The organism is Variovorax sp. KBS0712, from assembly GCF_006323185.2.
In the GTDB taxonomy this organism is placed as follows: Bacteria; Pseudomonadota; Gammaproteobacteria; order Burkholderiales; family Burkholderiaceae_C; genus Variovorax; species Variovorax boronicumulans.
Genome location: NZ_VCCD02000004.1, coordinates 521,092 through 534,070 on the forward strand (window position 1 = coordinate 521,092; position 12,979 = coordinate 534,070).

Below are 12,979 nucleotides of genomic sequence, written 5' to 3' on the forward strand. Positions count from 1 at the left end.
TTGTCTCCTTGAGGTTGGTTGTGTGACGGTCTGCAAAAAACGCGGGCAAAGGGGCGCCCTGCGCGGCGCGAAGTGCGCCGCGCCAGGAACGACGCGGGGAACACGGGGCGGCGCGCTACGGCGGGCTGTTGGCGGCGCGCGAAGCAGCGAGCTGCATGCGATGGAAATGGCGGAACTTGGTCGGCGGCATGCGCTTGTGCAGCAGGAACTGCCGGTTGAAGTTCGACACGTTGTTGAAGCCCACGTCCATGCAGACGTCGAGCACGGGCTTGTCGCTGTTGGCGAGCAGTTCGCAGGCGCGGCCGATGCGCAGCCGGTTCACGTAGCGCACGAACGACTGGCCCGTGTGCTTGCGAAACGACCGCGAGAACGCGCTCGGGCTCTGGCCCACCAGCTCGGCCAGCATCGGCTCGCGCAGTTCGTCGCCCAGGTTGGCGGCGATGTGGGCCAGCACGTTGTTGATCGCGTGCGACATGAAGGCCTTGGGGTCGGGCGTGAACGCGGGGCTGGCCAGCCGCTGGCGGTCGTCGCTGGCCACCAGCAGCTCGAACAGCGACAGCAGCAGCACCACGCGGCGCAGCCCGCGCGCCTCGAGCAGCGCTTCCATGATCGGCTTGGCCGCAGCGGCGGTGGCGGCCGAGAAGAGCAGGCCGGAGGCCGACTCGGCCAGCAGCGGCTCGATGCGGCGGAACTCGGGGAAGGTGGCCGCCATGTTGCGCACCAGCGCGGCCGGGAACTGGATCACGATGCCGCGGCGCTCGACGCTCTGTCCGGCGGGCACGTCGCTGATCCAGTTGTGCGGCAGGTCGGGGCCCATGAACACGAGGTTGCCCGGCTCGAAGTGGCCGACGTGGTCGCCCACGAAGTACACGCCCTGGGTCTCGACGATCAGCTGGATCTCGTACTCGGGGTGGAAGTGCCAGCGCACCGTGCGATACGGATAGCCGTGCGCCCAGGCGGTGAACGATTCGTCACCTTGGACTTCGACGATTTCCAGATCGGGTTGCATGGCCGGCAGTCTTTCCTCTGTGGTGGTGGCCCCGGGTGGGGGTGAGGCGGACTGTACGAATCGCTCCGGATGCCAACAACCAGCGTTGGGGTGCGCAACTGATACTTTTTTGAGTCGTGGTCCTGCCCGGTCGTGAGGGGCGCGACGACGCGCTGCGCTGCAGCAAACCCCTTTCTCCTCGGGGCGTGGCGCGTGCGGGAGTGCAATTGCTGCAGTGCAAAAGAGGCGCGTCGTGCCGTGTCAAGATTTCATAGGTGTTTTCCCGGCCCGACGCGGTATCCGGAGCGGCACGGCACACTCGCAAGCCATGACGCAAAGCTCTCTTTCCCCTCCGGCCGCGGGCCCGCTGGCCGGCCTCAAGGTCGTCGAACTCGGGCAACTGATCGCCGGCCCCTTCGCGGCGCGCACGCTGGCCGACTTCGGCGCCGACGTGGTCAAGATCGAGCCGCCCGGCGCAGGCGATCCGCTGCGCACCTGGCGGCTGCTGAAGGACGGCACTTCCGTCTGGTGGCAGGTGCAGTCGCGCAACAAGCGCTCGCTGGCGCTGGACCTGCGCCAGCCCGAGGCGCAGGCCATCGTGCGCCAGCTCGCGGCCGAGGCCGACGTGCTGGTCGAGAACTTCCGCCCCGGCGCGATGGAAGGCTGGGGCCTGGGGCCCGACGAGTTGCTGGCCGCCAACCCCGCGCTCGTGATGCTGCGCATCAGCGGCTACGGCCAGACCGGCCCCTACCGCGACCGCCCCGGCTTCGGCGTGGTGGCCGAGGCCATGGGCGGGCTGCGCCACCTCACGGGCGAGCCGGGCCGCGTGCCGGTGCGCGTGGGCGTGTCGATCGGCGACACGCTGGCCTCACTGCATGGCGTGATCGGCGTGCTGATGGCCATGCAGCATCGCCACGCCACCGTGAGCGCCGAATTTCCCAAAGGCCGGGGCCAGGTGGTCGACGTCGCGCTGTACGAGGCGGTCTTCAACTGCATGGAAAGCCTGCTGCCCGAGTACGCCGAATTCGGCGCGGTGCGCGAGGCCGCCGGCAGCGCGCTGCCGGGCATTGCGCCCACCAACGCCTACCGCTGCGCGGACGGCGGCTACGCCATCGTCGCGGGCAACGGCGACAGCATCTTCAAGCGGCTCATGGCCTGCATCGGCCGGCCGGACCTCGCAGCCGACCCGGCGCTGGCCGGCAACACGGGGCGCGTGGCGCAGGTCGGGATGCTCGATGCCGCCATCGGCGACTGGGCCGCGCAGCGCACGGTGACCGAGGTGCTGGCCGCGCTCGATGCGGCGCACGTGCCGGCCGGGCGCATCTACACCATCGCCGACATCGCGGCCGACCCGCACTACGCCGCGCGCGGCATGCTGCAGGAGGTGAAGATGCCCGACGGCAGCGCGCTCGCGGTGCCCGGCTTCGTGCCCAAGCTGTCGCTCACGCCGGCCGGCCACCGGCGCAATGCGCCGGCGCTGGGGGCGGATACGCAGGCGGTGCTGGAGGAGATCGGGCTGAGTGCCGAGCAGATCACCGCGCTGCAGGAACGCGGGATCGTCGGCTGATCGGTCAGCCTCGGAGGGACTCGATCAGGTCGATGTACTTCTGCTTGGCTTCGTCGGCCGTGGCGCCCTTCTGGGCGGTCCACGCGTCCCACTTGGCGCGCGCGACGATGTCGCTGAAGCTGGGCTTCTTGGCGGTGTTGTCGCCTTCGGTCGCCTGCTTGAACAGGGCGTAGATCTTCAGCAGCGTCGGGTTGTCGGGGCGCTCGGCCAGCAGCTTGGAGTTGGCCTGGGCGGCTTCGAATTGGGCGTTGAGGTCGGACATGGCGGTCGGGAAGAAGGTCAGAAACCGCGCATCTTAAATGGATTGGTACCAAGTGGTACCAATCGTGAGCTTGCAGGCCCTTCAGTCCGTCAGCCCCGCCCGCGCCAGCTCCACATCCAACCGCTCCCGCGCATCCGCCGGCGTCAGCGCCGCCGCCTTCTCGTACAAGCCGTTCGCCTCGCCGAGGCGCGACTCGCCGTGCAGCATCAGCAGCGCACGCGCGTACTCCATCATCCCGGCCGCCGACTGCGGGTGCAGCGCCAGCCCGCGCTCGAACAGTTCGATCGAGGTTTCGGCGCGCACGCCGTAAGTCATGCGCCCGACCAGCGCGCCGACCTTGTCGATCACCTCGGCGTGGAAGGCGGCCAGCGCGAGGTGCGCGTCGCCGTGCTCGGGCTGCAGCTCGATCACGTGCTCCAGCGCGCCCTTGAGCTTGGTGCCCAGGCCCTGCGCCAGGGCGCGCGCCACGCTGATGCCCTGGCTGTAACGGCCCAGCGCGTAGGCCTGCCAGTACAGCGCCTGGCAGTTGTCGGGTTCGGCCGCGACCTGCGCGCCGGCGCGTTCGATCACCTGGCGGAACATGGCGAGCCGCACGGCCTCGCGCGGCTCCAGGTAGTTGGCGTAGATGGCGGTCGCCTGGTTGGCGAGCGCCAGGCCGTCGGGGCCGTGGCGCAAGCCGAGGGCGGCGGCGCGTTCGAACTCGCCGCTGTGGTACAGCGCCCAGCCTTCGGCCAGCGGCGCGTCAGGCGCGGGCGGCGGCAGCGCGTGGCCGGCGTGCAGGCGCTGCCAGTGGGCGAGCAGGCTGCGCGCGTCGTAGCGGGGCACGTCGGGGTAGGGAAGGGGCGTCCAGGGTTCGGTGCCGGCGGTGGCCGTGGCCGCGGCAGGGCCGGCGGACAGCAGCGAGAGCGGTTTGAAATCGGAGTGGGGCATGGATGTTCTAGGCCGCCATATCGACCGTCGGTGGCACGGGGCTGGGGTTGCTGTTGGCGGCGCTTTCGCCGTTGTAGGCATTGCTCAGCGCCAGCAGGTGGCGGCGCTGGTCGCGTGCGAGGTAGGGCGCGAGCAGGTGCAGCGTGTGGTGGCCGCCGCGCATCAGCGCGCCCTGCGCGTGCGCGGGCTCCAGCGCCTGGCGCGGGTTGCGCACGTACTCGTAGCTGAGCCAGTAGGTCAGCACGACGACCATGCTCTGGGCCAGCGTGTCGACCTCGTGCGCGTCGATGTCCAGGTGGCCGGCGCGGCTCAGGCCGGCGATCAGCTGGCGGATGGCGCGCGCCTTGTTCTTGAGCACGAGCTGGAACTGGGTCTCCAGGTGCCGGTTCTTGCTCAGCAGGTCGTTGAGGTCGCGGTACAGGAAGCGGTAGCGCCAGATCAGCTCGAAGAGGCTGTGCATGAAGAACCAGGCGTCCTCCACGTCGTGCACGCCTTCGCTGGCGTGCAGCAGCTCGTTGAGCTCTGCTTCGTAGCCTTCGTAGAGCTTGTTGATCAGCTCTTCCTTGGCGGGGTAGTGGTAGTAGAGATTGCCGGGGCTGATGTTCAGCTCGCCGGCCACCAGCGTGGTCGACACGTTCGGTTCCCCGAAGCGGTTGAACAAATCCAATGCGGCTTCGAGGATGCGTTGCGCAGTGCGGCGTGGCGCCTTCTTTGCCATGTCGGTGCCCCCGTGGTTTCTCTTGGTCTTGGGGGCACTCTAGCGCATGTGCGCTGCACCATGAACGGTGCGGGACATGTTTTGCGGCGCTGAATTTTTGTGCAGTGCCGCAATTACAGAACGATGTCAGCCGGCCTTGGTGCGGCGCAGGGTCTTCTTGGCGGCGGGGGCCGGCGCGGCCTTGCGCGCGGCGGACTTGCGGGGCGCCGTGGCGGCGGTCTTGGCGTCGCGCTGCTTGAGCTGGGCTTCGAGCGCCTCGACGCGCGCCTGCAGCGCGGCCACGTCGGCGGCCGAGGGCACGCCGAGTTTTTCGAGCGCGCGCGCCACGCGGTCTTCGAAGATGTTCTCGAGCTTGCCCCACTGGCCGGCGGCCTTGGTGCCGAACTCGCTGGCGAAGCCGGCCATGCGCTGCTGGGCCTGGGCCAGGGTTTCTTCGGCGGCCTGCTGGGTCTTCTTCTGCATGCCGGCGCCGTCCTTGACCAGCGCCTCGAAGGCCTTGCTGCCTTCCTGCTGCATCTTGGCGAAGGCGCCGAGGCCGGCCAGCCAGATCTGCTGGGCCGAGTCCTTGATGCGGTCGGTCTTGTCGTTGCTGTCGTCGTCTCGGGAGGTGGCCATGCGGTGTGTTCCTTGGGATGCAATCACACGACTCTAGCCGCCCGGGCGCGCCGTGGTTAGGGCGCGCCGCCTATCCCCGCGCCCCGGATCAGGGCGTGCCGCCGGCGGCGCGGCTGGCGTCCAGGTGCGCCTTGGCGCGCTCGGCCAGTGCCATTTCGCCGGGCGTGCCGGGCACGAAGGCTTCCACCGGCAGCGGCCGGCCGTGTGAGTCGACGGAGACGAACACGATCAGGCATTCGGTGGTCTTTTCCATCACGCCGCCCTTCATGTCGCCGCTGCGCACCTCGACCGAGATGTTCATGCTGGTCTTGCCGGTGTAGGCCAGGCGGGCCTCGACCTCGACCAGGTCGCCGATCATGATCGGCCGGTGAAAGCGGATGCTGCCGATGAAGGCGGTGACGCAGTAGCGCTTGGCCCAGCTGGTGGCGCAGGCGTAGCCGGCTTCGTCGATCCACTTCATGACCGTGCCGCCGTGGACCTTGCCGCCGAAGTTGACGGTGCTGGGTTCGGCCAGGAATCGGAGGGTGATGGAAGACATGGGGCGCCTTTTTTCTGTGGGCTGTGGGTGGGGAGCCGCGATTATGCGAGCGCCCGGGCGTCCTTTGGCGCCCGCCCGCCGCTGTTCAGCTGCCGCTGAACAGCTGGGCCAGCGTGCGGCGCAGCCAGGCATTGCCCGGGTCGGCATGAAAGCGCTCGTGCCAGTGCTGCTTGACCGCGTAGGCCGGCAGCGTGAAGGGCGGCGCCAGCACCTTCACCGGCTCCTGCGTGGCCAGCACGTTGCCCAGGATGCGCGGCACCACCACGATCAGCTCGGTGTGGGCCACGATGCGCGCCACGCTCAAAAAGCTCGACAGCCGCACTACCACGTTGCGCTTGAGGCCCAGGCGCGCGATGGTGGTGTCGACGATGGCGTGCCCCGTGCCCGAGCTGGACACCACCGCGTGCGCCTCTTCCTCGAAGCGCTTGCGCGTGAGCTTGGCGCCGATGCGCGGGTGGTTCTGCGCCGCCAGGCAGACGAAGTTCTGCATGAACAGCACCTGCTGGTAGAAGCCCGCGTCCAGCTGCGGCATGAAGCCCACGGCCAGGTCGACGTCGCCGTCCTGCAGCCGGCGGCCGCTGTGGGTGGAGATGATCTCGGTCTCGATGTGCACGCCCGGCGCCGCATGGCGCAGGTGGTCGAGCAGGCCGGGCAGCAGCACCACCTCGCTGATGTCGGTCATGCAGATGCGAAAGCGCCGCTGCGCGCGCGCCGGCTCGAAGCTGCTGCGGTTGCCCTGGGCCTGCGCCAGTTGCGCCAGCGCCTCGCGCAGGTTCGGGTAGATGCGCTCGGCGTGGGGCGTGGGCTGCATGCCCTGCGCGGTGCGGGTAAACAGGCGGTCGTCGAAGTGCGCGCGCAGCTTGTTCAGCGCCGTGCTGGCCGCGGCCTGCGCCATGCCCAGGCGCTCGGCCGCCTTGGTGACGTTGCCGGTCTTGTAGACCTCGTCGAACACGGCGAGCCATTCGAGATCGAGCTTGGACATGGGGTGAGGCGGGAGGGAGCCCTGAAGGCGAAAGACACCATTATCGAAATTTCGAATTCCGTGTATTGGCACGCGGTCTTGAGGAAATAGTGGTGCGGGTCAACAATGCCGCCAACGGAGACACCGACCCCATGAACCCCGCTTCTTCCCATGCCGCCAGCGCACCGGCCAACGCCGCCGAGCGCCGCGACTACTACGCCCGCATCCGCCCGCTGAACCTCTCGCCGCTGTGGGAGTCGCTGCACGTGCTGGTGCCGCGCGAACCCAAGAGCCCGTGCGTGCCCGCGCTGTGGCGCTACGACGAGATCCGCCCGCTGCTCATGGAGTCGGCCGACCTCATCACCGCCGAAGAGGCCGTGCGCCGCGTGCTGGTGCTCGAGAACCCGGCGCTGCCCGGCAACGCGTCGATCACGCAGTCGATCTACGCCGGCCTGCAGCTCATCATGCCGGGCGAGGTGGCACCGTCGCACCGCCATGTGCAGTCGGCGCTGCGCTTCATCGTGGACGGCAAGGGTGCCTACACCACCGTGGGCGGCGAGCGCACGACGATGCACCCCGGCGACTTCATCATCACGCCTTCGTGGGCCTGGCACGACCACGGCAACGAAGGCATCGAAGGCGTGACCGAGCCGGTGGTGTGGCTCGACGGCCTCGACATTCCCATGCTGCGCTTCTTCGACGCCGGCTTCGCCGAGAACGACGACGCCAAGGTGCAGCACGTGGCGCGCCCCGAAGGCCACAGCCTGGCGCGCTTCGGCCACAACATGGTGCCGGTGCGGCACGACCACACCTCGGCCACCTCGCCGATCTTCAACTACCCCTACCTGCGCAGCCGCGAGGCGCTGGCCCAGTTGCAGAAGCAGGAGGCGCCCGACGCCTGGCTGGGCCACAAGCTGCGCTACATCAACCCGCTGACGGGCGGCTCGCCGATGCCGACCATCGCGACCCAGCTGCAGCTGCTGCCCCAGGGCTTCGCGGGCCAGGCGCACCGCGCCACCGACGGCACCGTCTACAGCGTGGTCGAAGGCCACGGCACGGCCGAGATCGCCGGCCAGCGCTTCGACTTCGGCCCGCGCGACACCTTCGTCGTGCCCTCGTGGGCGCCGCTGCGCCTGTCGTCGCCGAACGAAGACACGGTGCTCTTCAGTTTTTCCGACCGCCCCGTGCAGCAGGCCATGGGCATCCTGCGCGAAGCCTTTCTCGAAGACGCCTGAAAGCGCGGCGACCTTCTTTCCTTCTTTTTCTTGTTTGTCTGATGTGCCGTCCCACGCGGCAGGAGCTTCCATGTCCTTCGTCTTCACGCCCCCTTCCATCGTCGGCCTGCCCATCGTCGGCTCCGACCAGCAGTTCCCCGTGCGCCGCGTCTATTGCGTCGGCCGCAACTACGCGGCGCATGCGCGCGAGATGGGCTTCGACCCCGACCGCGAACCGCCGTTCTTCTTCTGCAAGCCGAATGACGACGCTTCGGTCGTGCCCGTGGCCGAAGGCGCCACCGGCGCCGTGCCGTACCCGCCGCTCACGAGCAACTACCACTACGAAGCCGAGCTGGTGGTCGCCATCGGCAAGGGCGGCAAGGACATCCCGGTCGACCAGGCCGCCAGCCACATCCACAGCTACGCCGTGGGCCTGGACATGACGCGCCGCGACCTGCAGATGAAGATGCGCGAAGCCGGTCGCCCGTGGGAGATCGGCAAGGCCTTCGACTTCTCGGCCCCCATCGCGCCGCTGCGCACGCTGGCCGACGTGGGCGAGATCAACGCCGGCGCTATCACGCTCGAGGTCGACGGCCAGGTGCGCCAGAACAGCGACATCACGCACCTGATCTGGTCGGTGAACGAAGTCATCGCCAACCTCTCGACGCTGTTCGTACTGCAGCCTGGCGACCTGATCTTCACGGGCACGCCCGAAGGCGTGGGCGCGGTGAAGCTGGGCCAGACGATCAAGGTCAGCATCGAGCGACTGCCGTCGCTCACGGTCCGCATCGACTGAGCGTCCCGGCCCGCGCATGACCCTCTCGAAGCAACCTCCTTCCGTGCTGCTCGTCGGCGGCGGCATCGGCGGCATGGCCGCCGCGCTCGCGCTCGCGCGCCTGGGCGTGGCCATCGACCTGCTCGAACAGAGCGCTGTCATCGGCGAGATCGGCGCCGGCCTGCAGCTCGGCCCCAACGCCTTCGCGGCGCTCGACGCGCTGGGCGTGGGCGAGGCCGTGCGCCGCAGCTCGGTGTTCACCGACCGGCTCGTGATGATGGACGCGGTCGACTGCAGCGAAGTGGCCTCGGTGCCCGTCGGCGAGGCCTTCCGCGCGCGTTTCGGCAATCCGTATGCCGTGAGCCACCGGGCCGACCTGCACGGCGCGATCCATGAGGCCGTGAAGCAGCATCCGCTGATCCGCTTCCACACTTCGGCGCAGGTCGAGGCGATCGACATCGGCGCGCACGGCGTCACGGCCGTCACGCGCGACGGCCGCCGTTTCCAGGCCGACGCCATCGTCGGCTGCGACGGCGTGAAGTCGGTGGTGCGCGCCAAGCTCATCGGCGACGCGCCGCGCGTGTCGGGCCATGTGGTCTACCGCGCCGTCGTGCCCGCGGCCGACATGCCTGCCGACCTGCAATGGAACGCGCCCGTGGTCTGGGCCGGCCCGAACTGCCACCTCGTGCACTACCCGCTGCGCCATGGCGAGCAGTACAACCTGGTCGTCACCTTCCACAGCCGTGAAGCAGAAGAGTGGGGCGTCACCGACGGCAGCAAGGACGAAGTGCTGTCGTACTTCGAAGGCGTGCACGCGCGCCCGCGCCAGCTGCTCGACCGCCCGACCTCGTGGCGCCGCTGGAGCACCGCCGACCGCGACCCCGTCGAGCGCTGGGGCGACGGCCCGGCCACGCTGCTGGGCGACGCGGCGCATCCCATGATGCAGTACCTCGCGCAGGGCGCCTGCATGGCGCTCGAAGACGCCGTGACGCTCGGCGAGGCCGTGAAGGCCTGCGACTTCGACATGACCGCCGCCTTCCAGCGCTACGAACAGGCCCGCATCGCACGCTGCGCGCGCGTCGTGCTGTCGGTGCGCGAGATGGGGCGGCTGTACCACGCCCAGGGCGTGGAGCGCCTCGTGCGCAACAGCCTGTGGACCGGGCGCACGCCCGAACGCTTCTACGATGCGGTCGAATGGCTGTACGCCTGGCGACCCGAGCACTGCCTGGGCGAGGCGCCCGCGCCGCGCTGATCCGCGTTTCTCTCTTCATCATCTACCAACGAGGCCGAAGGCCCAGGAGACAACCCATGAACTTTCCGCGCGCATTGCTGACGACCGCCGCCCTGGCCCTGACCGCCGCCTCCGGCGCCTGGGCGCAGGGCAGCGACTACCCGAGCAAGCCGGTGACGCTGATCACCCCGTTCGCGGCCGGCAGCGGCCCCGACGCGGTGCTGCGGCTCGTGTCCGACAAGCTCTCGCGGCTGTGGAACCAGCGCGTGGTTGTCGACAACCGGCCCGGCGGCGGCGGCTTCATCGCCATCGACCAGGCGCGCCGCGCCGCGCCCGACGGCTACACGCTGCTGCAGCTGGACAGCGAGCACATCGCCGCGCTGCCGCACCTGTACAAGTCGCGCAACTTCGTGACCTTGCAGCACTTCGACCCGGTCGCCTCGCTGTTCCGCACGCCCTTCTTCGTGGCCGTCGGCACCGAGTCGAAGTGGAAGACCATGGGCGACCTGATCGGCGCCGCCAAGGCCAACCCCGAGGGCGTGGTCTACGGCTCGTGGGGCGTCGGCAGCCCGGGCCACCTGGGCGCGCAGCAGCTCGAGGCGCTCACGGGCATCCGCATGCGGCACGCGCCGTACCGCGAGGTGTCGCAGCTGTATTCCAACGTGGGCACCGGCGAGGTGCCGTGGGCCTTCGCGAGCATCCCGTCGAGCCAGGGCATCTACAAGGCCGGCAAGCTGCGCTACATCGCCGTGGCCGCACCCAAGCGCATCCCGCAGATGCCCGACGTGCCCACCATGGCCGAGGCCGGCGGCCCGGCTTCGCTGGAGGTCAACTCCTTCGTGTCGCTGCTGGCACCGAAGGGCGTGTCGGCGGCCGTGAAGGCCAAGATCAACGCCGACGTGGCCAAGGTCATCGCCGACCCGGACATCCGCGCCCGCTTCGACACCTTCGCCTTCGAGCCGCTGGCCTGGTCGCCCGAGGAGATCGAGCGCAACGCCGAGGCCAAGTCGAAGGTGTACGGGGAGCTGGTGCGCCGGGGCAACATCAGCCTCGACTGACGAGGGTGCGCCTTGCCCAGGGCTCGGCGCGCCAGTTAAGCTGGCTCTCTTTGCATTTTTGTTTACCTTTTAACTGTCTTTTTCCATGCAAGCCACCAAGAGAGCCCTCCTGATCGCCTGCGGCCTGGCCGCCACCGCGGCGCTGCCGCTGTCCGCCAGCGCCGACACCCCCGCGTGGCCGACCAAGCCGATCCGCCTGCTGGTGGGTTTCCCGGGCGGCTCCACGCCCGACATCGCGGCGCGCACCATCGCCGAGCCGCTGTCCCGCGCGCTGGGCCAGCCGGTCGTGGTGGACAACAAGGCCGGCGCTTCGGGCAACATCGCGGCCGACCAGGTGGCCAAGGCCACCGACGACCACACGCTGGGCATCGTCATCAACGGCAACCTCACGTCGTCGAAGATGCTGTATCCCAAGCTGCCGTACGACCCGGCGAAGGACTTCACGTACCTGTCGCTCATCGCCACCGCGCCGCTGGTGCTCGTGGCGCAGAACAGCCTGCCCTCGGGCAGCGCCTTCTTCGACGCCGCGCGCCAGGCCGGCGACAAGTGGAACTACGGCTCGGTGGGCGTGGGCTCGGTCGGCCACCTGGGCATGGAACTGCTCAAGAGCCGCGTGAACGGCTTCAAGCCCGAGCACGTGCCCTACCAGGGCAACCCGCAGGTCGTCACCGGCATGCTGGGCGACCAGGTGCAGATGGGCCTGATCCCGCCGGGCGTGGCCATGCCGCAGATCCGCGCCGGCAAGCTCAAGGCCGTGGGCCTCACGGGCGGGCGCAGCGCGCTGGTGCCCGAGATCGCCCCGCTGGCCGAGGCCGGCGTGAAGGACTTCAATCTCGAGGTGTGGGTGGCGCTGCTCGGCCCGGCCAGCCTGTCGAAGCCCGCGCAGGCGCGCATCAGCCGCGAGATCGAGATCGTCATGAAAGACCCCGACGTGCGCCGCAAGCTCTTCGAGCAAGGCTGGCAGGCCGTGGGCACCTCGCCCGACGGCATGCGCACGCGCGTGAAGGAAGAGGCGGCGATCATGAGCAAGATCATTTCGACCCGCGGCATCAAGCTCCAGTGATGGCGACGACGCAGCAACCACACACCCTGACCGAACCGGCGCGCGCGCTGCCGGTGTTCGGCGACTTCGACGTGGTCGTGGTCGGCGGCGGCCCCGCCGGCATTGCCGCCGCCGTGAGCGCCGCGCGCCACGGCGCGCGCACGCTGCTGGTGGAGCGCTACGGTTTTCTCGGCGGCATGGGCACCGCGGGCGGCGTGACCAACTTCGCCGGCCTGTACGGCAAGCGCCGCGGCGAGATGACGCAGCTGGTGCGCGGCGTGGTCGACGACCTCATCGACCGCATCGCCGGCTTCAACGGCATGAACGCGCCGCAGAACGGCATGGGCGGGCGCATCTGCGTGCGCTCGTACGACACCTCGGCCTACAAGCTGGCCGCCGACCAGCTGCTCGAAGCGGCCGGCGTGCAGATGCTGTTCCACGCGTATGCCGCTGCGGTGCTGCACGACGGCAGTCGCATCGCCGCGCTGGTGGTCGAAACGAAATCGGGCCGCCAGGCGATCCGCGCCAACGCCTTCATCGACGCCAGCGGCGACGCCGACGTGGCGGCCTTCGCAGGCGTGCCCTTCGAAGTGGGCGACGGCCACGGCAGCGGGCTGTTCCCGACCACCATGTTCCGCATCGGCCAGGTCGACGCACCGGCCGCGCTGGAAGCGGTGGGCGAGTTCTCGGCCATCAACGGCTTCATGGCGCGCGCCGAGCAGCAGCATCCGGGCAAGTACAGCTTTCCGCGCGAAGGCGCGATCCTGCGGCCCAACAAGGACCCGCGCGAGTGGCGCGCCAACGTCACGCAGATCCGCAACGCCGAAGGCCGCGCGATGAACGGCGTCGATGCGCGCGAACTCAGCGACGGCGAGCTCGAAGGCCGGCGCCAGATCGCCGCGTACTTCAAGTTCCTGCAGGCCGAGGTGCCGGGCTTCGCGCCGTCGGCCATCGTGGAGATCGCGCCGCAGGTCGGCATCCGCGAGACGCGGCGCATCCAGGGCCTGTACGCGCTGGGCCGCGAGGACATCCTCGGCTCGGCCACCTTCGACGACACCATCGGCCTGAACGCCTGGCCGA

At 69.5% G+C, this 12,979-nt stretch carries 14 protein-coding genes; 7 read left to right on the forward strand and 7 right to left on the reverse strand.

Annotated elements, in window-relative coordinates:
• Window positions 1-115: 115 nt before the first annotated feature.
• Entirely contained in the window at window positions 116-1,009 is an 894-nt protein-coding gene (locus tag FFI97_RS30625; protein WP_062476111.1) for a helix-turn-helix domain-containing protein, read from the reverse strand.
• A gap of 307 nt (window positions 1,010-1,316) precedes the next feature.
• Between FFI97_RS30625 and FFI97_RS30630 the strand changes: the two genes are divergently transcribed.
• The gene (locus tag FFI97_RS30630; protein WP_139704247.1) at window positions 1,317-2,555 is read left to right on the forward strand and encodes a CaiB/BaiF CoA transferase family protein; all 1,239 of its coding nucleotides are present in this window, start codon (window positions 1,317-1,319) and stop codon (window positions 2,553-2,555) included.
• 4 nt (window positions 2,556-2,559) lie between these two features.
• Here FFI97_RS30630 and FFI97_RS30635 read toward each other — a convergent pair whose 3' ends face one another.
• The 6 genes from FFI97_RS30635 to FFI97_RS30660 all read right to left on the reverse strand — a co-directional run bounded on the left by FFI97_RS30635 (window position 2,560) and on the right by FFI97_RS30660 (window position 6,600).
• Entirely contained in the window at window positions 2,560-2,817 is a 258-nt protein-coding gene (locus FFI97_RS30635; protein WP_062476104.1) for an acyl-CoA-binding protein, read from the reverse strand.
• Between the two features lie 81 nt (window positions 2,818-2,898).
• Window positions 2,899-3,747, reverse strand: coding sequence for a hypothetical protein (locus FFI97_RS30640; RefSeq protein WP_172438466.1), 849 nt, complete (start codon window positions 3,745-3,747; stop codon window positions 2,899-2,901).
• A 7-nt stretch (window positions 3,748-3,754) separates the two neighbouring features.
• On the reverse strand, window positions 3,755-4,465 hold the full coding sequence (locus tag FFI97_RS30645) for a TetR/AcrR family transcriptional regulator (RefSeq protein ID WP_062476101.1): 711 nt from the start codon (window positions 4,463-4,465) through the stop codon (window positions 3,755-3,757).
• Between the two features lie 126 nt (window positions 4,466-4,591).
• Window positions 4,592-5,080, reverse strand: a complete 489-nt coding sequence (locus tag FFI97_RS30650) for a phasin family protein (protein ID WP_062476098.1) — start codon at window positions 5,078-5,080, stop codon at window positions 4,592-4,594.
• 88 nt (window positions 5,081-5,168) lie between these two features.
• Window positions 5,169-5,618 (reverse strand): acyl-CoA thioesterase, encoded by a 450-nt coding sequence (locus FFI97_RS30655; RefSeq protein ID WP_062476095.1) that lies wholly within the window; start codon window positions 5,616-5,618, stop codon window positions 5,169-5,171.
• Between the two features lie 85 nt (window positions 5,619-5,703).
• Window positions 5,704-6,600, reverse strand: a complete 897-nt coding sequence (locus FFI97_RS30660; RefSeq protein WP_062476092.1) for a LysR family transcriptional regulator — start codon at window positions 6,598-6,600, stop codon at window positions 5,704-5,706.
• 131 nt (window positions 6,601-6,731) lie between these two features.
• Here FFI97_RS30660 and gtdA point away from each other — a divergent pair, with 131 nt between their 5' ends.
• From gtdA to FFI97_RS30690, 6 genes are all read left to right on the forward strand, one after another.
• Window positions 6,732-7,814 (forward strand): gentisate 1,2-dioxygenase, encoded by a 1,083-nt coding sequence (gene gtdA / locus FFI97_RS30665; protein WP_139704248.1) that lies wholly within the window; start codon window positions 6,732-6,734, stop codon window positions 7,812-7,814.
• Window positions 7,815-7,884: 70 nt separating this feature from the next.
• A complete protein-coding gene (locus FFI97_RS30670; RefSeq protein WP_139704250.1) occupies window positions 7,885-8,589 on the forward strand; it encodes a fumarylacetoacetate hydrolase family protein in 705 nt (234 codons plus the stop codon).
• 16 nt (window positions 8,590-8,605) lie between these two features.
• The gene (locus FFI97_RS30675; RefSeq protein WP_139704252.1) at window positions 8,606-9,820 is read left to right on the forward strand and encodes a 3-hydroxybenzoate 6-monooxygenase; all 1,215 of its coding nucleotides are present in this window, start codon (window positions 8,606-8,608) and stop codon (window positions 9,818-9,820) included.
• Window positions 9,821-9,876: 56 nt separating this feature from the next.
• Window positions 9,877-10,857: a Bug family tripartite tricarboxylate transporter substrate binding protein gene (locus tag FFI97_RS30680; RefSeq protein ID WP_139704254.1), complete on the forward strand. Its 981-nt coding sequence runs from the start codon at window positions 9,877-9,879 to the stop codon at window positions 10,855-10,857.
• Window positions 10,858-10,942: 85 nt separating this feature from the next.
• A complete protein-coding gene (locus FFI97_RS30685; RefSeq protein WP_139704256.1) occupies window positions 10,943-11,920 on the forward strand; it encodes a Bug family tripartite tricarboxylate transporter substrate binding protein in 978 nt (325 codons plus the stop codon).
• A partial coding sequence (locus FFI97_RS30690) for an FAD-dependent oxidoreductase (RefSeq protein ID WP_144004547.1) occupies window positions 11,920-12,979 on the forward strand: 1,060 nt, incomplete at its 3' end. The genes FFI97_RS30685 and FFI97_RS30690, both read left to right, overlap by 1 nt.